General features: G+C 43.2%; 24 protein-coding genes. All 24 read right to left on the bottom strand.

Annotated features, from left to right (window positions below; translation table 11 throughout):
* Nucleotides 1-7 precede the first annotated feature (7 nt).
* Complete coding sequence (locus AC622_RS07890; protein ID WP_049670573.1) at nucleotides 8-610, bottom strand: DUF1405 domain-containing protein; 603 nt, start codon at nucleotides 608-610, stop codon at nucleotides 8-10.
* A gap of 231 nt (nucleotides 611-841) precedes the next feature.
* Nucleotides 842-1,639, bottom strand: a complete 798-nt coding sequence (locus AC622_RS07885) for a menaquinol-cytochrome c reductase cytochrome b/c subunit (RefSeq protein WP_049670572.1) — start codon at nucleotides 1,637-1,639, stop codon at nucleotides 842-844.
* 47 nt (nucleotides 1,640-1,686) lie between these two features.
* Nucleotides 1,687-2,361 carry a menaquinol-cytochrome c reductase cytochrome b subunit gene (gene qcrB / locus AC622_RS07880; protein WP_049670571.1) on the bottom strand — a complete coding sequence of 225 codons (675 nt, stop codon included), beginning with the start codon at nucleotides 2,359-2,361 and terminating at the stop codon, nucleotides 1,687-1,689.
* A gap of 13 nt (nucleotides 2,362-2,374) precedes the next feature.
* A complete protein-coding gene (locus AC622_RS07875) occupies nucleotides 2,375-2,878 on the bottom strand; it encodes a ubiquinol-cytochrome c reductase iron-sulfur subunit (RefSeq protein WP_049670570.1) in 504 nt (167 codons plus the stop codon).
* 151 nt (nucleotides 2,879-3,029) lie between these two features.
* Nucleotides 3,030-3,485, bottom strand: coding sequence for a DUF2487 family protein (locus AC622_RS07870; RefSeq protein ID WP_049670569.1), 456 nt, complete (start codon nucleotides 3,483-3,485; stop codon nucleotides 3,030-3,032).
* A 122-nt stretch (nucleotides 3,486-3,607) separates the two neighbouring features.
* Nucleotides 3,608-4,168 carry a ReoY family proteolytic degradation factor gene (locus AC622_RS07865; RefSeq protein WP_049670568.1) on the bottom strand — a complete coding sequence of 187 codons (561 nt, stop codon included), beginning with the start codon at nucleotides 4,166-4,168 and terminating at the stop codon, nucleotides 3,608-3,610.
* Nucleotides 4,169-4,195: 27 nt separating this feature from the next.
* Nucleotides 4,196-5,449 (bottom strand): tetratricopeptide repeat protein, encoded by a 1,254-nt coding sequence (locus tag AC622_RS07860; protein ID WP_156185586.1) that lies wholly within the window; start codon nucleotides 5,447-5,449, stop codon nucleotides 4,196-4,198.
* A gap of 554 nt (nucleotides 5,450-6,003) precedes the next feature.
* Complete coding sequence (gene aroA / locus AC622_RS07855; protein ID WP_049670566.1) at nucleotides 6,004-7,299, bottom strand: 3-phosphoshikimate 1-carboxyvinyltransferase; 1,296 nt, start codon at nucleotides 7,297-7,299, stop codon at nucleotides 6,004-6,006.
* An 18-nt stretch (nucleotides 7,300-7,317) separates the two neighbouring features.
* On the bottom strand, nucleotides 7,318-8,421 hold the full coding sequence (locus AC622_RS07850) for a prephenate dehydrogenase (protein ID WP_049670565.1): 1,104 nt from the start codon (nucleotides 8,419-8,421) through the stop codon (nucleotides 7,318-7,320).
* Between the two features lie 22 nt (nucleotides 8,422-8,443).
* Nucleotides 8,444-9,550, bottom strand: coding sequence for a histidinol-phosphate transaminase (gene hisC, locus AC622_RS07845; RefSeq protein WP_049670564.1), 1,107 nt, complete (start codon nucleotides 9,548-9,550; stop codon nucleotides 8,444-8,446).
* A gap of 21 nt (nucleotides 9,551-9,571) precedes the next feature.
* Nucleotides 9,572-9,937: a chorismate mutase gene (gene aroH / locus AC622_RS07840; protein WP_049670563.1), complete on the bottom strand. Its 366-nt coding sequence runs from the start codon at nucleotides 9,935-9,937 to the stop codon at nucleotides 9,572-9,574.
* A 16-nt stretch (nucleotides 9,938-9,953) separates the two neighbouring features.
* Nucleotides 9,954-11,054: a 3-dehydroquinate synthase gene (aroB, locus tag AC622_RS07835; RefSeq protein ID WP_049670562.1), complete on the bottom strand. Its 1,101-nt coding sequence runs from the start codon at nucleotides 11,052-11,054 to the stop codon at nucleotides 9,954-9,956.
* Nucleotides 11,054-12,226: a chorismate synthase gene (gene aroC / locus AC622_RS07830; protein ID WP_049670561.1), complete on the bottom strand. Its 1,173-nt coding sequence runs from the start codon at nucleotides 12,224-12,226 to the stop codon at nucleotides 11,054-11,056. The genes aroB and aroC overlap by 1 nt, the downstream gene beginning before the upstream one ends.
* Nucleotides 12,227-12,891: 665 nt before the next feature.
* Nucleotides 12,892-13,338: a nucleoside-diphosphate kinase gene (gene ndk, locus AC622_RS07825; RefSeq protein WP_049670560.1), complete on the bottom strand. Its 447-nt coding sequence runs from the start codon at nucleotides 13,336-13,338 to the stop codon at nucleotides 12,892-12,894.
* A gap of 89 nt (nucleotides 13,339-13,427) precedes the next feature.
* The gene (hepT, locus tag AC622_RS07820; RefSeq protein WP_049670559.1) at nucleotides 13,428-14,390 is read right to left on the bottom strand and encodes a heptaprenyl diphosphate synthase component II; all 963 of its coding nucleotides are present in this window, start codon (nucleotides 14,388-14,390) and stop codon (nucleotides 13,428-13,430) included.
* Nucleotides 14,391-14,426: 36 nt separating this feature from the next.
* Complete coding sequence (locus AC622_RS07815; RefSeq protein ID WP_049670558.1) at nucleotides 14,427-15,140, bottom strand: demethylmenaquinone methyltransferase; 714 nt, start codon at nucleotides 15,138-15,140, stop codon at nucleotides 14,427-14,429.
* Nucleotides 15,137-15,922 (bottom strand): heptaprenyl diphosphate synthase component 1, encoded by a 786-nt coding sequence (locus tag AC622_RS07810; RefSeq protein WP_049670557.1) that lies wholly within the window; start codon nucleotides 15,920-15,922, stop codon nucleotides 15,137-15,139. The genes AC622_RS07815 and AC622_RS07810 overlap by 4 nt, the downstream gene beginning before the upstream one ends.
* Before the next feature lie 118 nt (nucleotides 15,923-16,040).
* Nucleotides 16,041-16,274 carry a trp RNA-binding attenuation protein MtrB gene (gene mtrB, locus AC622_RS07805; RefSeq protein ID WP_049670556.1) on the bottom strand — a complete coding sequence of 78 codons (234 nt, stop codon included), beginning with the start codon at nucleotides 16,272-16,274 and terminating at the stop codon, nucleotides 16,041-16,043.
* A gap of 31 nt (nucleotides 16,275-16,305) precedes the next feature.
* Nucleotides 16,306-16,872 (bottom strand): GTP cyclohydrolase I FolE, encoded by a 567-nt coding sequence (gene folE, locus AC622_RS07800; protein ID WP_049670555.1) that lies wholly within the window; start codon nucleotides 16,870-16,872, stop codon nucleotides 16,306-16,308.
* Between the two features lie 165 nt (nucleotides 16,873-17,037).
* The gene (locus tag AC622_RS07795) at nucleotides 17,038-17,310 is read right to left on the bottom strand and encodes an HU family DNA-binding protein (protein WP_049670554.1); all 273 of its coding nucleotides are present in this window, start codon (nucleotides 17,308-17,310) and stop codon (nucleotides 17,038-17,040) included.
* A gap of 371 nt (nucleotides 17,311-17,681) precedes the next feature.
* On the bottom strand, nucleotides 17,682-19,160 hold the full coding sequence (gene spoIVA, locus AC622_RS07790; RefSeq protein ID WP_049670553.1) for a stage IV sporulation protein A: 1,479 nt from the start codon (nucleotides 19,158-19,160) through the stop codon (nucleotides 17,682-17,684).
* A 241-nt stretch (nucleotides 19,161-19,401) separates the two neighbouring features.
* Nucleotides 19,402-20,136, bottom strand: a complete 735-nt coding sequence (locus AC622_RS07785; protein ID WP_231589494.1) for a hypothetical protein — start codon at nucleotides 20,134-20,136, stop codon at nucleotides 19,402-19,404.
* The gene (locus AC622_RS07780; protein WP_049670552.1) at nucleotides 20,133-20,333 is read right to left on the bottom strand and encodes a DUF2768 domain-containing protein; all 201 of its coding nucleotides are present in this window, start codon (nucleotides 20,331-20,333) and stop codon (nucleotides 20,133-20,135) included. The genes AC622_RS07785 and AC622_RS07780 overlap by 4 nt, the downstream gene beginning before the upstream one ends.
* Before the next feature lie 264 nt (nucleotides 20,334-20,597).
* Nucleotides 20,598-21,632, bottom strand: a complete 1,035-nt coding sequence (locus AC622_RS07775) for an NAD(P)H-dependent glycerol-3-phosphate dehydrogenase (protein ID WP_049670551.1) — start codon at nucleotides 21,630-21,632, stop codon at nucleotides 20,598-20,600.
* Nucleotides 21,633-21,650: the final 18 nt, after the last annotated feature.

Genomic DNA, 21,650 nt, shown 5'->3' with positions numbered 1-21,650 from the left:
ATATTGCTTATCGTGAGGGAAGCGTATAAATTGCCCTTCCTTTCCGAACAGTCGTATAATACCCCACTCCAATTGATAAAATGCTAAGCCAAAAAGTGAAATAGCCGATTTCATCCATATATAGATGGAGCACACTGTACGTCGGCATCATTCCAAATACATAATCGATGATTTCATTATGGACAAGGATAATGGCCGCCGTCACTAAATGCCATGGCTTCACCCGAAAATATGGAGCAAACAACAGCCCCTCCAAAGCCATAGCACCATGAGATAGAATAAGCATGAGGGCGATCAAGGAAAATGACCCATCCACTGCAAAGGAGAATAGGTTCATCACAACAGCCCATATCCCATATTTAAATAAGGACACAACCGCAAGCGCCTCGAACAAGCCAAAATTTCTCCCCATCATGATTCCTGCAAGTGCAATGACAAAGAACAGGCTTGCAGTCGGACTATCTGGAACAAACAAAAGGAATTGAAGCGGCGTTGCTTCCAACTGCCCTTTATACCAATAGTACCCATAGATGGTTCCTAAAATATTGATGATTAGAATCGTCCATAGGACGAGTCGATTCGAAAGAAATGCATATAGCCAATTTCTCATAATAAATTGAAATCCTCCAAATTAATATGCTGTCATTCTTTCATGATAGCGTTTAGGCTCTAATACTGGCAACCTCCAATTATCTATATAGGCAAGACATCATCAGCAGCAGGGCAGCCTAAATACTTCGCAAATCCACTGTGAACGGCAAAGGGCTTCAGAATAGCAGCTATTCTGAAGCCCTCTTATCAACTATCAAAAATGCCCCCGATTGGACGAAATCAGATAGGATTATTCTGTCTCTGTGCTTGTTTGCTCGCCACCGCCTGCATTGGCACCTTTAATAAACTCAGCAAGTGTTTTCAATTCTTCTTCTGTACCCTTGAAGACACCAGGCATTTTCCCACTCTCTGTACCATTTACCGCAATCTCAGAGATTTGGTCAACCTCCAATTCAGTACCAAGAAGCTTTGGTCCTGCTCCTCCTTGAAGAGAGTCACCATGACAGCTGATACATCCTTGATCCTGATAAATCTTATACCCATCAGAATCTTTATCGATAGCTGAATCATCAATGATTTGTCCTTGCAATTTAGCCGCTGCCCAATCATGTGTAGAAACGGTCTCCCACGTCAAATAGAAAACTCCAGCAAACGCTAAAAGCATAAAGCCTACCGCAAACTTACGCTTTGCAGGGCGTCTTTCCGGTCCCCTGTCCAAGAATGGAGCAAGTAATAATGCACCAAAAGCTAAACCTGGAATGACAAGAGCACCAATCAAGTTATACGGCCCAGATGCATACGAATATTTAAGCAGCTGGTATAAAAACATGAAATACCAGTCAGGCAGCGGAGCATAGCCCGTATCTGTCGGGTCTGCTATCCTCTCAAGCGGGGATGGATGCGCTACCGTCAAACATAAGAAACCGATTAAGAAAACGGCGCCAACCATCCATTCCTTTAACAGGAAGTTCGGCCAGAAAGCTTCTGTCTTTCCTGGATACTCAGAATAATCCTTAGGAATATTCGGCTTTCTGTCAGCACTAATTCTTGAGTCACCTACAAATCTCATACCTTTACCACGATGCATATGGATATCCCCTCCTTCTTTACAATTCTTGTTCTAAAGACCGAATCTTATAGCGGTCCGGAAATTCCTTGCTTACGAATCATCAGAAAGTGAGCTGCAATCAGCCCAATCAAGGCTGCAGGCAAGAAGAATACGTGAATCGCAAAGAAACGGGTCAGCGTTTGGGCTCCGATGATTGTCGGGTCACCAGCTAACAGCGTCATCAAATATGGTCCGATAAATGGAACAGAGTCGATGATTGTTAATGTAACCTTGGTTGCAAATAGCGCTTTCATATCCCAAGGAAGAAGGTAACCAGTCAATCCTAAAGCAAGCATGATAAAGAAAATAAGTACTCCCACGATCCAGTTTAATTCACGCGGCTTTTTATAAGCACCCTGGAAGAACACGCGCATTGTATGTAAGAACATCATGACGATTACCACACTAGCTCCCCAGTGATGCATCCCCCTGACAATTTGTCCAAAAGCCACTTCATTCTGCAGGAAATAAACAGAATTCCATGCATTCTCGATATCCGGAACATAATACATCGTCAAGAACATGCCAGATAGAATCTGAATGACAACGATAAAGAACGTCAATCCCCCAAAACAATAAACAAATGCCGAGAAGTGATGGGCAGGGTTTACATGCTCTGGGACCTCATGATCAGCGATGTCTCGCCACAATGGCGTTATATCTAGCCGCTCATCAATCCAATCATACATTTTATTCAGCATTGGTCACGCCTCCCTACACCTCATTTGTTTTTGTGTTGCCCAAATACAATACTCCATCTTTTTCCTGCATATCATACACATCAAGCGGACCGATCGGCGGTGTATTTGGAATATTCTTACCGTTCTTCTCGTAACGGCCGCCATGACAAGGGCAATAGAACTCATTCTTATGCTTCTCATCACCCTCCCAGTTGACTGTACAGCCTAAGTGTTTACATACTGGAGATAAAGCGACAATGTCGCCCCCTTCATCCTTGTAAACCCACGCTGTTCTCGTCTCCTCTGCTTCATACCAGCCATCCTGGACTTTCAGCTTGTAATCGACGCGAGTCGGTGTTTCTGTTACCTCGCTGATCTTCAAGCCCGTATTGATAAAGTCACCTGAGGCATTAGCCTTTAAGGCAGGATCGACCGCAAACCGCAGCATCGGCATAACCATTGCCGCACCCATGAATCCCCCGACACCCATGAGTGTGTAATTCAAGAATTGGCGTCTTGAAACTTTTTGGCTGCTCATTAAATTTCTCCCCCCTTATATGGAAAGTCTGACAAAATTACAGAATTGTACAAACTTTATAAAACTAGGACATTACAATAATATCCTAATATTTTTGATAGGTCAACAAACTCCCAGTTTAGGAAATACATGGTTTATTATGTAAGTATTTTCAATCCGTCTTCCAAGCATCCTGCAGGAGCTCTTTGATTTGGTCTGTATGATCATCCAGCACTTGCTTGATAGCCTCCCTCGGCATTTTATCCGTCTGAATGGAAGGAAACCATAGAATTTGCTCTTGATCACTGACTGTAATCCATTTGTTATCCGTTGTGAGGAATCGTATATAGGTGAACCCGGCTTCACTGTAAAAGGTTCTCCAATGATTCAATAGTGCTTTCTTTGACTCTTGTCCGCTTTCCTTTGAATACGGTACTGGATGGGCCAGAAATATTCTTCCCTTTAACTCTCTCTCCAGTTCATAGGTCAATAGACTTAAGTACTCATAAGAAGCAACCGCCTGACTGACCCCCTTCTCAAATGTAATCGCATTCAATGGAATGATGACTGTATCGATGTATTCCCTTGAACGCTCGAACATCTCCATATCAGCCGTTTGATATTTCATGCAATCCCCCCTTATGTCCATTTCATTGTAAACTAAAATAAGTAAAAATTATACAAAAACGCATAAAAAAAGCCAATCAGCTTAGCTCCGGCTATGCTGACTGGCTTTTTTCCTGATTGGCTCTATGTCAGGGATTTCTTCTTTCTACGCAGCCGTTTCAATTGACTGCTTAGCAGCGTGAATTGAGCATGATCTCTCTCATCAATCGCCGTATCAATTAATCGCAGCAATCGTTCCTCCTCAAAACGGTTCAAGCTCTCTTCAAGAATACTTTCAGCAATATGCTGGTCTTGCTCATTGCCAGGTAGATTCTTTGGCAAATAAGGATTCTCCTCCAAAACAGCTGCATAATGATACGAGGAATAAGCTGTTCGAAAATTCAGCTGTATGTAGATATCCTCATCCCGGTTTAACCGGATATCATGAAAGGATTTCTCGGCATCAGTGGTCATAATATTGCTCTTATAAAATCGAAACGGCACATCATCTACACAATGGGTAGACATCACCATTCCTTTCGGGCAATATTTGGCCCCTTCCACAAAATGGACATTTCTCATCAGCTGGTCATGACTCATCAAATAGTTTAATATCCACACACATTCACGACGCTTTAGTTGATAATTATTCAAAAACCAACGGATGAATTCTTTTTTCTCATCGACAGATACAGGGGTTTTCATGGTGGAGCCCTCCTCTGCACATTAAATTTAGATTCTTTCTAATATATCCAAGTACTCATCATTACTCGGGTCTTCTTTCAGCAGTTTCTCAAAGATAGCTTTAGCCTCTTGGAACTTACTGTCTTCAAGCAGGAAATAACCATATTCGTGCAAAAATTCTTTATTCTCCATGAAATGCTGATAAGCTTCTCGATAACAGGAAAGAGCCTTCTCATATTCCTCAAGCTCTGAATAGGCAGTTGCCGTCAGCCAATCAAATTGCGGATCCTCTTCTCCCATTTCACGAACAGAAGATATGAGGTCGATGACTTCTGAATATTGCTCCTCATGTAAATATAACTTGCCAAGGGTTAGTACAGCCTCCAAATAACCCGGGTCAATCGCGATTGCCTCAGACAGCCATTTAACCGCCGTTTGAGGATCTCCCTTCTTGGATGCTAATTCCGCTCCATACAAGAAAATCTCTTTATTGAACGGATCTTCTTTCATTCCCTCCTCAGCTACCTGGATAGCCATTGGGAGCTCCTTATTCTCCTCATAGGCCATAGCCAAATACATGTATAAAGAATGATAGGCAGGGTCCATTTCCTTCAACTCGCTGAACTTAGCAATAGCTGTGGCATATTCACCGGCATGAAAAGCAGAAAATCCATATTCAAACAGAAGGTTGACATCATGATCTTTATCATCCCGTTCAGCCTTATGGAAATAAGGAAGGGATTCTTCAAATTCCCCGAGGGATACGAGAGATAAGGCCAGCCGCTTATTAATGGATACCCCATTAATACTTGAATCATTTTGAGAAATATAAGTATATAATTCTACAGCTTCACGAAAATTTCCTTGTTGATAATAAAGTTCCGCTAAAGCAAATTTCACAATTGGCTCATCCGGCAGGATCTCATTGGCTTCCTTCAGCTTGCGGACGCTCACTTCATCCATGCCCATCGCCTGGTAAAGGTCGCCAAGCAATAACAGGGCTCCTGGGTACATAGGATCATCATTTTCTATCTTCTCCAAATACAGCAGCGCTTCTTCTTCATTTCCGAGTTCAGCTGAAACTTCTGCCAGAGAAAAAAGAATTTCTCCTTCATCTGGGTAGCGCTTCTCAAGTTCCTCATACAGCTCCTTAGCCTCTTCCATGAAACCTAATGAGGCCAGCTCTTCTGCTAATGCAAAAATATCCTCATCATTTTGGGATGCCTTAATGAAATTTATATGTGTTTTTGCTTCTTCCCATTCACCTTGCAAAAGTTTTTTTCTAATTGTTTCAATATTCATTTCCCGATAATTCCTTTCCAATTGCTCATTTCCCACTGTCAAATCGGCCAAATCGCAGCCTCAAAAGGACATTCCTTTTGCCATCTAGCAGCTTGCTTGCGAAAACCTATCTCCTTGTCCATAACCACGGCAAGGAAACTTGCATATGAGAATATTCTATATAGACTCGGTATTTTCCTGTAGCAGTTCCAAAATCGGATAGCCATATACGAAGTTTTTTGCGGATGATATACATAGAAGGGTTCCTGTATAAACAGTATAGCCAATTTTTAAGGCGGAGAATAGAGCGAATCACTTTAAGAGGCTGTCGAATAAACCTGCAATATTCATCACCCTATCAAATATTCACTCGATAGTAAAGGGCATTGGCTTATGCTTATCGGGAATGTCTTATAGACATGCTATGTATAATGAAAGAGATTTAGCACAATAGAAGGGAAAACAAACTCTTTTTTCATGCTGTCGAAGCAATCACTGACAACAAATGCTGGCTTCCTCTTTTTCTCATCAAAAAAAGCATTCAGAACTCATCGATTCTGAATGCTTTTTCCAAATCATTTAACTATTAAACGGGCCAAGTCCTCAAAGAAGCCCGGATAGGAAACAGCGATTGCCTCATCATTAACTAGTTCAACCGGTCCATCTGTCAATAAAGAGGCAATACTCAGCGTCATGCCAATTCGATGGTCTGTCAAACTGTCAACTGTACCGCCGTGGAGAGATTGTTGACCTTCAATAATTAGTCCGTCATCTGTAGGGGTAATTCTCGCTCCAAGACGTCCAAGCTGAGTCGCAATTGCATCAATCCGATTGGTTTCCTTCACCTTTAATTCCTCAGCATCCTTGATGATCGTCTGTCCTTTAGCCTGTGTGGCCATCAGGGCAATAATAGGAATTTCGTCGATTAACCTTGGAATGATATCCCCGCCAATTGTCATCCCTCGCAGTTTGGAATGACGGATGATAATTGACCCGACTTCTTCACCCGCTCCTGTCCCTTCATCCGGTATCACGTCCATATCAGCACCCATTTCCTGTAATACATCAATGATGCCTGTACGTGTTGGATTCAGGCCGACATTCTCAAGTGTGATTTCACTGTTCGGTACAATAGCTCCTGCAACAAGCCAGAAAGCAGCAGATGAAATATCACCGGGAACAGTGATATGTCCCCCTTTTAACGATTGGCTGCCCTTTACCGTAATTCTCATTCCATCTACAGATACTTCTCCGCCGAAGGATTGAATCATTTTCTCTGTATGGTCTCTTGTCCGTTCCTTTTCAATGACCGTTGTTTCTCCTTCTGCCTGAAGCCCAGCCAGCAGAATGGCCGATTTCACTTGTGCGCTTGCTACAGGCAATTCATATTCAATCCCCTTAAGGGCAGTGCCTTCCACTGTCAGCGGGACCAAATTGCCGTCATCGCGTCCGCTAATTTGAGCTCCCATTTGCCGAAGCGGGCTGACCACTCGTTTCATCGGTCTCTTGGCAATGGATTCATCCCCTGTGAACGTTAGGCTGAAAGGAAGAGCAGATAATAATCCGAGTAAAAGTCGGATGGATGTACCTGAATTCCCTACATCAAGGACTTCTTTCGGGGCACTTAATCCCGCATACCCTTTACCGTGCACCGTCACATTAGACCCATTTTGTTCGATGACCACTCCGAGCTTCCTGAAACAGTCTATCGTACTCAAGCAATCCTCGCCTTCTAAGAAGCGGCTGATAGTGGTGGTTCCCTCTGCAATCGAACCGAACATAACTGCTCTGTGGGAGATGGATTTATCGCCCGGTACCTCTAATCTTCCTGTCAGTGACGGACGATGTGTAAATTCCAAACTTCTTACCATGAAAATCCTCCTGACGCTTTAGTCAAAATAAGTATCATATGTAGTCTTTTGCTGCAGACATTCTACTGCAAGCACTCTATCCTCATTGCTCTGGAAAGAGATCGCCAGCACTCCGTAAATCTCTTCGCGAGTCTCAAGGATTCGAATATTCGTGATGCTGATGCTTGATTCGGCTAGATATCCGGTAATTTCTGAAATGACACCTGGATAGTCCGGCACATCCACATAAAGATCATAAGAAGAAGGAATAGCCCCCTTCTCATGCACTGGCATTGCATCCCTAAACCGCTTAGCCCCATGGAAGAAGTCATAGATTTTCTGTCCATCCTTGTTAACCATCCATTCCTTGATTTCCCCCATCTCCCGAATCCATGAATCAAGGAGCGGTACCAAAATCTCACCATTATGAAGGAGGATGTCTTTCCACATTTCCGGGCTTGAGGAAGCAATTCTTGTTGTATCCCTGAATCCTCCTGCAGCGAGTCGAGCAATCACCTCATGCTCTTTTTCAGCATCCTCAGCAAAATTAACCATAGAAGCTGCCATGATGTGCGGAAGATGGCTGATAACACCTGTCAAATAATCATGCTCTTCTGCACTGACTTCAAGAAATTTTGCCTTCGTTCCTCGAAGCCACATCTTCAATTGCCCAATTTCCTTCACGCCCGCACATTTTGACGGCGTTAACATATAGAAGGCATTTTCGAACAGCCGCTCTTTAGCAGCGGTTACACCGCTCTTATGGGAACCAGCCATTGGATGGCCTCCAATGAAGACATGCCGACTGCCAAGATGGCGCTCGGCTGCCTCCATAACCTTTTTCTTTGTACTTCCCGCATCTGTAAGGATGACTCTTTCCTTAAGCGGTACGTTTGCCAATGCTTCAATCACCTGTACAGCCGCATTTACAGGCGTACAAATCATAATCAAATCACTGGCTGCAGCCGCAGCCTTGTAATCCTTAACGGGTTCATCGATTATTTTGAGTGCTTTTGCGAGCATAGCCTGCTGCTCATCTGTATCATATCCCTGGATGAATGCATCAGGATGCTCTTTCTTGATTGCTAGTGCAATAGAGCCTCCAATCAGTCCTAAACCTATAATCAATACATTGCCGCGCATGGAGGCACCTCACTTACTTCTTCTATTTAGCTAATTCGCTCCTTTTCGTTTGGAGAAAGCCTTCAAGCTCCTTTAACACAAGAGCATTCTCTACCTCCGAACCAACCGTTACCCTGATTGATGTCGGGAATCCCAACGCCTCACCTGAACGGACAATTACGCCGCGCTCGAGCAAATATTGAAAGACTTCATTTCCCTTATATCCAACCTCCATTAAAATAAAGTTCCCTTGGGAAGGATAATAGGCTAATTGATGCTTCTCACAAAATTGATAGAATGCTTGGAGCCCATCACGGTTTCTTTGTTTACATTCAGCGATGAATGCTTGGTCTGATATAGCCTCAATCGCCGCTCTTTGGGCTACAGCATTGACATTAAACGGTTCTCTTGTCGGTTCAAGCATGCGAATGATGGTTTCATCAGCGATTCCATAACCAACCCTTAATGAGGCAATTCCATAGATTTTCGAAAAGGTATGAAGGATAATGACATTTTTATAGCGTGCAATTAAAGGAATCAGGTTAGGATAATCCTCTGCATCCACATATTCATAGTAAGCCGCATCAAATACGACGAGTACATCATCTGGTACTTGGTCCAGGAAAGGCATCAATTCATCTTCTCGAATATATTCCCCAGTCGGATTATTCGGTGAGCACAGCCAGACAACGGCTGTGTTAGAGTCAATTTGCTGGAGCATCCCCGGCAAGTCATGGCGCCCGTTAACATGAGGAACTTCCCGAATCTCCGCCCGCTCTAAGATGGCATTATGACTGTATTGACTGAACGTACCTGTGGCCATGACAGTGTTTACGCCAGGTGCGAGCAAAGCTTTCGTAATCATTTGGATCAAATTGTCAGAACCGTTTCCAAAGATTACTTGATTGCCCTCCACTCCCCAAAAGGAAGAAACAGCCTCACGAAGATTGACGGCCCCTCCGTCAGGGTAAAGCGCAAGCTGCCAATCGGACTCCTTCAAGACTTTCTTAACCTTAGGTGAATAACCATATGGATTTTCATTAGAGGCTAATTTAATAATCTCAGTCAGGCCGTATTCACGCTTCACATCATCAATCGGTTTTCCAGGCTGGTATGGCTTCAGTGTGTATAAATGTTCCTTCCATTTCATCAACAAGCTCCCCCTTTATTCTCATTTCTCCAGCAAATCTGGTCTCAGCTTAATAGCCTCCTCCAAATAAATATGCTTAATCTCCCTTTGACTCTTGTCCGTATTTACATGAACCATAATCCTGATGGCAAGCGGCAGCGATTCCGGTACTGGAATCTCACACATACACATGACAGGAACATACATGAAACCATCAATACGTCTGATTGAGGCCGCCGGAAATCCAGCATTAAGGTCATCAGTCACCGAGATAAAGACCGAGGCAATACTCTCGCTGTCCAATTCATTTTGTTCAATAATCTCGCGCATCAACCTTTCCGTTTGGCGTTCGATTTCCTCCTTGCGGTTAGCTGATACAGTGATGGCCCCTCTTATGCCTCTTAGCATTCTCTTCTCTCCTAACTTAAACTGTAAAATAGTCTTCAATGAATTCACCGAAATCCGAACGAATCTCACTCTCTTCAAATGTTGCTATGACCGGGTCGCCAAAGTCCTTCAATAGGATGGTGGCAATCTTACTTCCTTGATTCTTTTTATCTAGCTTCATATAGGGGATAAGAAGATTCATATTCAGCACTTCGTTCGATATCCTTAAGTAGCCAAGATCAATCAGCCATTGATGAAGACTGTCCAATCCCGCATCAAATCCCGTATATTTCCTGCTTAAATATAAATCATAGAATAAGCCGATTGCAACAGCCTCTCCATGAGTCAGCTCCCCATAGCCTGCCGCACCTTCCAATGCATGGGCAAGGGTATGACCTAAGTTCAAGAAAGCTCGCTTACCTGACTCTCTCTCATCTAAAGCGACGATGGAGGCTTTTACCTTTATCCCTGTTTCAATCAGCTCACCAAGCTGCACATGCTTCTTAAGGTCCTCCATTGTTTGAATCTCTTTCTGAAGCTTTTGATAAAAGGTCTCAGAAGAGAGAAAGGCATGCTTAATTAATTCCGCAAAGCCGCTTCTCCACTCCCGTTCTGGCATTGTTCGGAGCAGCTCCGTATCATAGATGACAGCTTCTGGCTGATAAAAGGCCCCGATTAAGTTCTTCCCTAGAGGATGGTTAATCCCTACCTTTCCGCCAACAGCACTATCATGAGCAAGAAGAGTTGTCGGCAGCTGAATGAAGGAAATCCCCCTCATATAAGTAGCTGCAGTAAAACCGGCTAAATCACCGACAACTCCGCCGCCAAAGGCAAGGATAATCCCGTCTCGGCCAATATTGTGCCGGAAGCCTGCTGACAGACACTCCTCATAGCAGGCAATCGATTTAGCTTCCTCTCCTGAAGGGACAATATGAACTAGCGTATCATAACCAGATTCATTCAATAAATCGGTCAATGGTTCCGCATGCAGGGCAGAAACATGTGAATCCGTAATCAAAAATAGCTTCTTCTTCCCAGGAAACCGTTCCTGAAGAAATTCCGGAAGTTTCTTGATGGCTTGATTGCCCACATAGATTGGATAAGATTTTGAAGCCGTCTTAATCTCAAAGCTTCTCATTAGAATTCCCTCGCATACCGACGCTGTTCTTCAATAGTATCAATCAATGTATCAAGGCGGTCTGCATAGAATTGATCGACAATCGCACTTGCAAGCTCCCATGCCACTGCATGCTCGCACACAACTGCTGCTGCTGGAACAGCGCAGGCATCAGAGCGTTCAATAGATGCTGCAAATGGTTCTTTAGTCTCGATATCTACGCTGTTAAGCGGTTTATAAAGTGTAGGAATAGGCTTCATCACTCCACGTACAACGATCGGCATCCCAGTCGTCATGCCGCCTTCAAATCCTCCAAGCCGGTTCGTTTTTCGTGTATAGCCTGTCTCTTCATCCCAAAGAATCTCGTCATGGACCTTACTGCCCGGAACTCGTGCCGCTTCAAAGCCTATACCAAATTCAACACCCTTAAAGGCATTAATGCTAAGGACAGCGCCAGCGATTTTAGCATCAAGCTTACGGTCATAATGCACATAGCTTCCTACACCGCTTGGCATGCCGGTCGCAATCACTTCTACCACTCCGCCAAGTGAATCTCCGTTTTTCTTCGCCTCATCAATCGCAGCCATCATTTTCTCGCCGGCTTCCGCATCTAGACAGCGTACAGGGGATTCTTCAGCTGTCTTCCTTAGTGTCTGGATGTCTGTGCTATCTGCTTGCTTTGCTTTGACCCCGCCAATCTCCACCACATGGGATACGAGCTCGATTCCAAGCAATTGCAAGAGCTTCGTAGCAACAGCACCAGCTGCGACCCTGACCGTCGTCTCTCGCGCCGAAGAGCGCTCAAGCACATTACGTAAATCTCTATGCCCGTACTTAATTCCGCCATTTAAATCAGCATGGCCAGGTCTCGGTCTAGTAATCTTCCTTTTAATTTCTTCTTCATCCTTCTCATCAATCGGCTCTATTCCCATTACATGTGTCCAATGAGTCCAATCTCGATTCTTGACGTTTAAAGCTACAGGAGATCCTAATGTTCTTCCATGCCTTACACCTGAGGTGATCTCAGCGGTATCTTTCTCTATTTGCATCCTTCTTCCTCTGCCATATCCTTTTTGGCGTCTGGCTAAGTGTTTATTTATATCCTCCTCGGATAAAGGCATTCCGCTTGGCAACCCCTCTATGATGGTCGTTAATTGGGGACCGTGGGATTCCCCGGCTGTTAAGTATCTCATTTGGCTCCTCCTTCATCACTTTAAAGCAATTATGTACAAATATATCATAAGAAAGCTTCTTTTGCTAAATTTTCTTGTTTAACTATTGTACATCAGAATAAATTAGAAACTCCACCAATAAATAGATGTATTTTTCTGACAATTAAATAATTCTATGAAAACAAAGCCTTACTTTTCATGCAGCTATTAGACTGAAAAGAAATCAAGTTAAGAATAGGTCTGCATTTCTTCGCTCTTGCACTCCATATGAATGTGAAAGCTATTTTCAGCAGAAAAGCCAACGGACTTAGCGAACTGCATGGTAGTTACTTTCGCCACTCGCCTTCGGCAAAGTTGTCTCAGCCTGCTTCCTTATCGTAGCCGAGAGTCTCGCCCCTTCTGCTAAAATAGGAACCTGTACTTATAAGATGGGTTTACCTATAAAAAGGATTAAACATAAGATTAAACAGGTCTTTACTACCTTAATAGTAAAGCATGAAAGGCGGTGGACAACAGTTAGGGGGATTAAAAAAACAGTCTATGCAGGCCAAAGCACAATTCGCTTCGATGAACCTGAAGAAAATGGGATATCGGAGAGCTATGTCAACGGAGAAAATGTCAAAAAATAAAGGGTTGAGAATATACCCATTCTCAACCCTTTCGTACAGCTTTTTTATTGATTCAGATTAATAAATCCACTCATTTACAAGCTTGCTGTATTCAGATAGTTCTTCTTCTTTAAAGAAAATGCCTAGTTCTCTTTCGGCGCTTTCTGGTGAATCAGAGCCATGAATAATATTTTTGCCGACAGTTACGCCGTAATCGCCGCGAATCGTTCCAGGAGCTGCATCCTTTGGATTAGTGGAGCCCATCATTTGACGTGCTGTAGCAATGACATTTTCCCCTTGCCAAGCCATCGCAAATACAGGACCTGATGTGATGAAATCAACTAACTCGCCAAAGAATGGACGCTCTTTATGTTCAGCATAATGCTTCTCAGCCATTTCAGCTGGAATGATCATTAATTTAGCGCCGATAAGCTGGAAACCTTTTTTCTCGAAACGGCTTACAATTTCCCCGATTAAATTGCGTTGAACACCATCTGGTTTAACCATTAAAAATGTTTTTTCCATCATTACACCTCTGTTTATATGTATCTTTTTAGTTTGTCCAGAAAAAATATACCATTTTCACCATCATTTAGCAAACAATATGAAAACGCTTAATATTTCCGTTTTCCAATAAATTCGGCGATATCATATAAATAACGAGTATTCTTCGTATCCGGCAGTTCCTTCAAGATAGCAAAGGCTTTATCTAAATATCGGTTGCTGACTTCAATTGATTTTTCAATAGCTCCAGAGCCCTTAATCTTCTCCAGGATTGGCTTCAGCTCATCATGGCTCATATTCTCATGAATCGTCCTGATTTCCTGACCAAGCTCAGCCTCTCTTAGGGCGTACAGCACTGGCAGGGTGATATTCCCTTGCCAAAGATCACTTCCTGCCGGCTTTCCAAGTACTTTCTCCGTAGCAGTGAAATCAAGGACATCATCAATAATCTGGAAGGACATTCCTACGTAGTACCCATAAAGGAATAATTTCTTATGTATGGTTTCATTGACACCTGCGCTGATAGCACCCAACTGACAGCTCGCCGCAATCAAAAGCGCAGTCTTTCGTTTAATACGAGTTAAATAGTCACGAAGATTCTGATCATAATTATACTTATCCTTGATTTGCTCAATTTCTCCAATGCTCACTTCCAGAATCGTCTTGGCCAGTACCTTATGCGCCAGAGGTTCCTCTATCCGTGTCATCAGCTCCTGCGCACGGGCAAAGATATAATCCCCAGTATAGGTTGCAATTTTATTATCCCATTTGTGGCTGACTGTAGGTGATCCTCTTCTAAGCTCTGCCTGGTCAATGACATCATCATGCACGAGAGAGGCGGAATGAATCAGCTCGAGGGCTACTGCAGGATATTTAATTCGCTCAATATCATAATCGCCAAATTTTGCCGTCAACAGGACAAAAATAGGGCGGATGCGTTTTCCTCCGGCTTTAAGCGTGTGGACCGAAGCATCCTGCAGAAGCTTCGATCTCGCTTGTATGGATGATTTCAGTTCCTTTTCTATCAACTGAATATCTTGTTTAAAAAGTTTGTATAATACTGGTAATTTCATCATTCCACATCCCGTTTAACAAGGTAGGGCAATCCCTCATTGAGATTTTTTATAACCAAAATGAGAAGCAGCTGCACCGCCTGAATACGGCTTATATTTCACCTTGACGAATCCGGCTTTCTCAAATAATTTCTTTAACTCCGGCGCACCTGGAAAGTCGGTTGCAGATTCCTGAAGCCACGAGTATTCTTCGTAGCTCTTGGCCAGCACCTTTCCCATAAGCGGCATGATATGCTTGAAATAGAAGTAATAAAGCTGTCGGTAGACCGGCATAGTCGGTTGAGACGTATCTAGGCACACGGCCATCCCGCCTGGCTTCAGCACCCGGTTCATTTCCTTCAGCACCGTCAAATAATCCGGCACATTACGGAGACCGAAGCCAATCGTCACATAATCGAAGCTGTTATCCTCAAATGGAAGCTCCATTGCGTTGCCGTGAATGAGTTCAACATTCTTCAACCCATATTTCTGTACCTTTTCTTTCCCGACTTTCAGCATATTCTCACTGAAATCAAGTCCGCACACCTTGCCTTGTGCCCCAACCGCTTCTGCAAGCGCAATTGACCAATCAGCTGTTCCACAGCATACGTCTAAAGCTTTATCGCCGGGTTTGACAGCCATTTTTTTCATTGTGTCAGCACGCCATTTCTTGTGAAGCTGAAAACTGATTACAGAATTCATCGTATCGTACTGATCTGAAATCTTTTCAAACACATGATGAACTCGTTCTTCTTTCGATTGTTGTTTCATCCAAATAACCCTTTCCCCATCATGTTGGTGATATGTCCCCTGGATTCATCCAAAGCTCTTTTAACCCGCTGAGCCATATCCGTGCAAATCTCCGCCTCTAGCTCCTGCTCCACCCGATTTTGAAGGTCTTCCACTCTATTCAAAAAAGGCGGCAGCAGCATAGCAGCATAATATCGAGGCTTATTGCCTGCTCCGTATTCAACAAATTCATGCCTGGCAAATTCTCTATTCAACCGTTTCATCAGCAGAAAATCCTTTAAGAGCAGCAGGTTACATGTACTGCCGAAATAGGAACTCACCTTCTCAGCCAGCGCTGTCTCGATGGCTTCAAGATGGGCAAAAAGAAATTCGGCTGAGGTATCCTTGCATTGATAAAGCTCTACCTTCGATTCATTAATCAGTTGAATACCACGTGAAAATTCCCTGATAAAACGAATGTCCTCTGTCTGGGCTAAAATATGATAATATAAACCACTATAGTAATCCCCAGCCAGGATGGTCAATTGTCTTGTTCGCAGCTCGCCGGAATCTTCTGAATTCAATCCATTTGTTACGTTCTCATGTGTATCGAGGGCAATTTGCATGAGCATGATTGATACTATGTAATTAGAAAGTTGTTCTTCTGTTGCATCAGCATGGGATAAGATTAAAAGCATCGCCGCTATCTTATCTTCATCTATGATAGGCTCCTCTATATACCGCCACACAAATGAATCAAATATATGATTCCTAATTTCACGCTCATATTGTAATACCTGTTTCTTTGCTGATTCCACCCTCATCACCTAAACTTCCATTCGTTTCATGACTATTTCAGAATTGACTAGACATCTTTTATTTTACTATCCTTTTTCAACATTGTCGATTCATGCTGAAAAAGGATAGTTAGTCAATGAGACGTTATTCCTTACCGCTCTCCACTTGACCATATGGGGTATACATTATCGCTTTTCCCCTGATCTTGATAGCTGAGGTATGCTCAGTGAATTGGACAAAAAGGACCTCCCCTTTATCTAATTTCTCTGAATGGTGGAAGCGAGTATCTTCCCCTCTCGTAAGGCCGATGACATTTACTCCGTCTTCCTCTGCCTTAACAATCACATAATCATTCTGCGCGGGATTTCCCTCTCTCATCAAATCACTCCTCCTTCGTGTGCAGCACAGATCATTTGTTGATAAAGCTCAACACTTCCTGGCGAGTGCGCGCATCTGTTGCAAGCGTTCCGCGGACAGCAGATGTCACTGTCTTAGAGCCCGGCTTCTTAACACCTCTCATAGTCATACACATATGTTCTGCCTCAACCACGACCATAACGCCATGCGGTTCAAGTTTATCCATGATGGCATCCGCTACAGTAGATGTAATTCTTTCCTGCAATTGCGGACGTCTAGAAACAGCTTCGACAGCTCTCGCTAATTTACTTAAGCCTGTGACGCGTCCACCCTTCGGTATATAAGCAACATGTGCAACCCCAAAGAACGGGACAAGATGGTGTTCACACATGGAATAGAATGGGATATCCTTTACAAGCACTAATTCCTCATGGTCTTCTCCAAAGACCGTTTCAAAGTATTCCTTTGGATCTTGGCCGAGACCTGCAAAGACTTCCTCATACATTCTTGCGACACGTTTTGGTGTATCCAAAAGACCTTCCCGTGTCGGATCTTCTCCTAATGCTTCGAGAATCATGGTTACAGCTTCTTCTATTTTTCCTTTATTAACTTCATACATGAATGTCTTCCTCCTAGAGCATGCCTAAAATTCAACTATAACCATAGTAGCACATTTTAGGTGCCAGCCAAATTAATATATTCTGCACATAGAAAAAGAGCCGTTGCCCTAACGGCAACGGCTCTTAAGCGAATAGCGCTTATTCAAGTAACACATATGTACAGATTACTTAACAGCGTCTTTTAGCGCTTTACCTGGTTTGAAAGCAGGTACTTTGCTTGCACTGATTTCGATTTCCTCACCAGTTTGTGGGTTGCGTCCTTTACGGGCTGCACGCTCACGAACTTCGAAGTTACCGAAACCGATTAGTTGTACTTTATCACCATTTTTGAGTGCTTCTAAAATGGATTCGAAAACTGCGTCAACAGCTTTAGTAGCGTCTTTTTTGGAAAGTTCGCTAGCTTCTGCAACTGCATTGATCAATTCTGTCTTGTTCATGCCATTCACCTCCTCCCAAAGCAGGTTTTCTATTCTATTTCAATTACTTTTTGTAATTGTAATGAAATATCTGATATTCATCAACTTGTTTTTCACTTTATATTATTTTCGACCATAAAAAGGTATTATAAACATTGATATGTAAGGCTTTTCGCTTAGAAGTTGATTTCTGATAAAAGATTATCATAATCCCTACCCCATATCAAGTAAATTAGCGAAATTACGGGCATTTATTCGAATATTGTAGTTTATTTTTCTCATTTTATTGCGTTATGACTCCATTTGAGTTATTTTGAAATATTGGACTTTGTTCCTAGAACAAAAAAAGAGGGATTAAACGGTCTTAAAGCACCGATTCAACCCCTGATTCCTTATAGAATAATCGCAATCAAGCCACCTGATCCCTCATTAATAATTCTTTCCAACGTTTCCTTTAATTTGTATCTGGCATTTTCCGGCATTAGGCTCAGCTTAGCCTGTATCCCTTCCCTCACAATGGAGGATAGGTTCCTTCCAAAGATATCCGAATTCCAAATGCTGAGCGGATTATCCTCGAAATCCTGCATCAAATAACGGACGAGCTCCTCACTCTGCTTTTCAGTGCCAATGATTGGGGCAAACTCTGATTCGACATCTACCTTGATCATATGGATGCTAGGTGCCACTGCTTTCAGCCTGACTCCAAACCGTGAACCTTGACGGATGATTTCCGGTTCATCCAGACTCATATCCGCCAGTGACGGAGCAGCGACCCCATAACCGGTCTGCTTCACCATCTTAAGAGCATCAGCCACTTGGTCATACTCAGCCTTCGCATAGGCAAAATCCTGCATCAATTCAAGCAAATGATCCTTTCCGCGAATCTCCACGCCGACAATCTCCTTCAGCACCTGGTCATAAAGCTCATCCGGTGCGCTGAGATCCAGCTCTGCCACCCCCTGACCCATCTCAATGCCAGCAAGACTCGCATGCCCGACAAATTCATATTCCTCGAACAATGCTACTAAACGGTCCACATCTCTCAGCCGCTTTATATCCTGGACAGTTTCCCTAATAGCATCCTGATAGCTTCCACGCAGCCAGTGATCTTCATTCAAGACCATAACCCAGCGAGGAAGATTCACGTTCACTTCCAGCACAGGGAACTCGAACAATGCCTCCCTCAAGACATTGATGACATCCCCTTCTCGCATGCTTTCAATACTCATTGCAAGGACAGGAATGTCATACTTCTCTTGCAGCTTCGAGCGCAGGACCTCTGTATCCGGATGATACGGGCTAACAGTGTTGACAATCATGATAAAGGGCTTTCCGACCTCCTTCAGTTCCTCAACCACTCTCTCCTCTGCTTCGATATAATCCGAACGTGGAATTTCGCCGATGGAACCGTCGGTCGTAACGACTACTCCTAGGGTTGAATGGTCCTGAATGACCTTCCTCGTGCCAATCTCCGCTGCCTCATGGAAAGGAATCGGTTCATCATACCATGGCGTGTGAATCATTCTCGGTCCGTTTTCATCCTCATAGCCCTTTGCTCCAGGAACTGTGTATCCTACACAGTCAACCATGCGGATATTAACCTCGAGCCCTTCATCCACTTGAATTTGCGCTGCCTGATTTGGAACAAATTTTGGCTCTGTTGTCATGATTGTCCGTCCTGCCGCACTTTGAGGCAGCTCATCAATAGCCCTTGATTTCTCCGCTTCACTATGCATGCCCGGCAAGACAACAAGTTCCATGAATTTCTTTATAAACGTTGATTTACCTGTCCGTACGGCTCCTACAACCCCTAGATATATGTCGCCGCCGGTTCTCTCGGCTATATCCTTAAATATATCGATCTTTTCCAAGAGATCCCCTCCCGATCCAAAATATATGAACCCACCTATCGATGCTTTTTTATAACTGGTAAACTTGGACATTATATGTTTATGACTCTCATGGATGTGGTTATGACAAGTTTTTTCTCTCCTCTCTATTTATGTAAACTGGCTGACAGCCGGTAAGGTGCGTATCTTGTTATTAGTTACAGGCTTTTTTTATCACAAATAAAAAAACCTTTCTTTTACAATATATTTCGTAAAAGAAAGGTTATTCCTGATTTGACAGAAAGACAGGCTTATTCTCCTTTGAATCCCATGCATATGGAAGCGAATATGCAGGAACAAATAATGCCTCTTCCATTAAATAGGGCCTAATATCAGTATTTTCTTTCGGAGACTTCTCTCCCTCAGCCAATAGATCATACAAATCCGGAGTATAATCTACGTAAAGCTCTCCTTCACCGCTCATAACAAGATGAAGGTCCTTGCCAGAGAAAGGACTCTTAACGGTTGGATCTTCACGAAAGCCCATCTTTTCATAATCAAGCTTATAGACATTCGGGCCAACTTCCTCGGCTAATGCTGGATAGCCTTGGGCATCAATTTGCAGCCTCACTGAACGAATCGTTTCCGCAATCCTTAAATCGATGAGCTTAACAGTTGGGTTCTCCTCCTCATCAATAAGGGTATACTGGTAGACGCCGCCCTCTTCATAGGCATTGCTTGGAATCTCTGCTAAGTATCTCGGGACGATTTTCTTGAAATCAATGATGTATTTTATGTAATAATCCGTATCCTCTTCCTTTGTCACAATCGGTAGCAGGTTCCCATTTTCTTTCCTGAATTGATCAACCGCAGCTTCCACATTCTTAACACTTTCCTCATAGGGAATCTGGTTTTGCTGCATTTGCCCTTCCGGATATAAGCAACCGCTGAGTATCAAGGCCATACAGCCAGCAAGCAAGGCACAGATACTTTTTTTGACTTTATGATTCATCTTCATCCGTCTGTCGGCCCGCTAATAATGGTGATGAACATGATAATTCCTGCCAGGAATAAGCAGAAATAGGCAATCGTCCCGACCAAATATTTGAAAAATCCATTCAGTTTATACCGACTTACATATATGGCCAAGGCAGCAATCGCCATAAATACCATTCCAGCAATGGAAAACCACATTTTTTGCATCGATAAACTCAAATTGTCATACCCCCTTTTCCGAGAGTATTATACCATATTTTTTCAAATACAAATATTATTTACTATTCCCCCATAAAAATCCTTACATAACAGAGCATACAAAACAAAAACGGAAGGGAAATGGACTTCCATCTCTCTTCCGCTTTGGACTAAATATATCGACTTTAATTGGCTATGTGCCTTGGTTAGTCTTTAACATCATACTATGACCTTATTGTGCTTCAAGTATCAAGCAAATGCCTATGCTGCATGAAAAAACTTTGATTATCTCTCTTCGTTTACGAGGTGAATCAATTCTTCCATTTCATGCTTCTTGCTTCTGCCCATCAAATCCTCTACTTCCTGTTTAATATCTTTTCCGTTAAACAAGACATCATAAAGGGCATTCGTGATTGGCATCTTTACATGGTACTTCTCTGATAATTGGTGGGCCGCTTTTGTCGTGCGTACCCCTTCAACGACCATCCCCATGCTTTCAAGCACTTCATCGAGGTTTTTGCCTTTGCCAAGAAGGTTTCCTGCACGCCAGTTACGGGAATGGACGCTCGTACATGTTACGATTAAATCGCCAATACCTGTTAAACCGAGGAACGTTAATGGATCTGCACCCATTTTAACCCCTAAACGCGTAATTTCCGCCAAGCCTCTTGTCATTAAGGCAGCCTTCGCGTTATCCCCATAGCCGAGACCATCTGTAATACCTGCAGCAAGCGCAATGATATTTTTCAAGGCTCCACCAATCTCTACACCAACTAAATCCTGATTCGTGTAGACACGGAAGTTCTGATTCATGAATAAATCTTGGATTCGCTGAGCTGCTTTCATGTTTTTGGAGGCAACTGTTACGGTTGTCGGAATTCTTCTGCTCACTTCTTCTGCATGGCTTGGACCAGAAAGAACGATAATGTCATTTGTAATATCAGCAATCTCTTCTTCAAGCATTTCAGAGATTCTCATAAGGCTGTCCGGCTCAATTCCTTTGCTGACATGAACAACAGTAATCTTATGCTTCACAATGGACTTGATTTTACGAGCAACTTCCCGGAATGCTTTCGTTGGTACCGCAAAGACGATGATTTCAACGCCTTCAAGTGCTTCCTCCAGGTCATAATAGGCTCTGATTCCCTTCGGAAGCTCTACACCAGGCAAATAGCGGGTATTTGCCTGCTCGCGATTGATCTCCTCCACATGGTCTTCTTCATGGCCCCATAAACGTACTGTATGGCCATTATCCGCTAGTACCATTCCGAGAGCCGTTCCCCAAGAACCCGCCCCTAAAATTGTTACCGTTTCTTTCATAGTTACTCCACTCCTCAA

It is taken from the genome of Bacillus sp. FJAT-27916 (genome assembly GCF_001183965.1).
Classification (GTDB): Bacteria; Bacillota; Bacilli; order Bacillales; family Pradoshiaceae; genus Pradoshia.
This window is presented reverse-complemented; position numbering and strand designations above follow the sequence as displayed.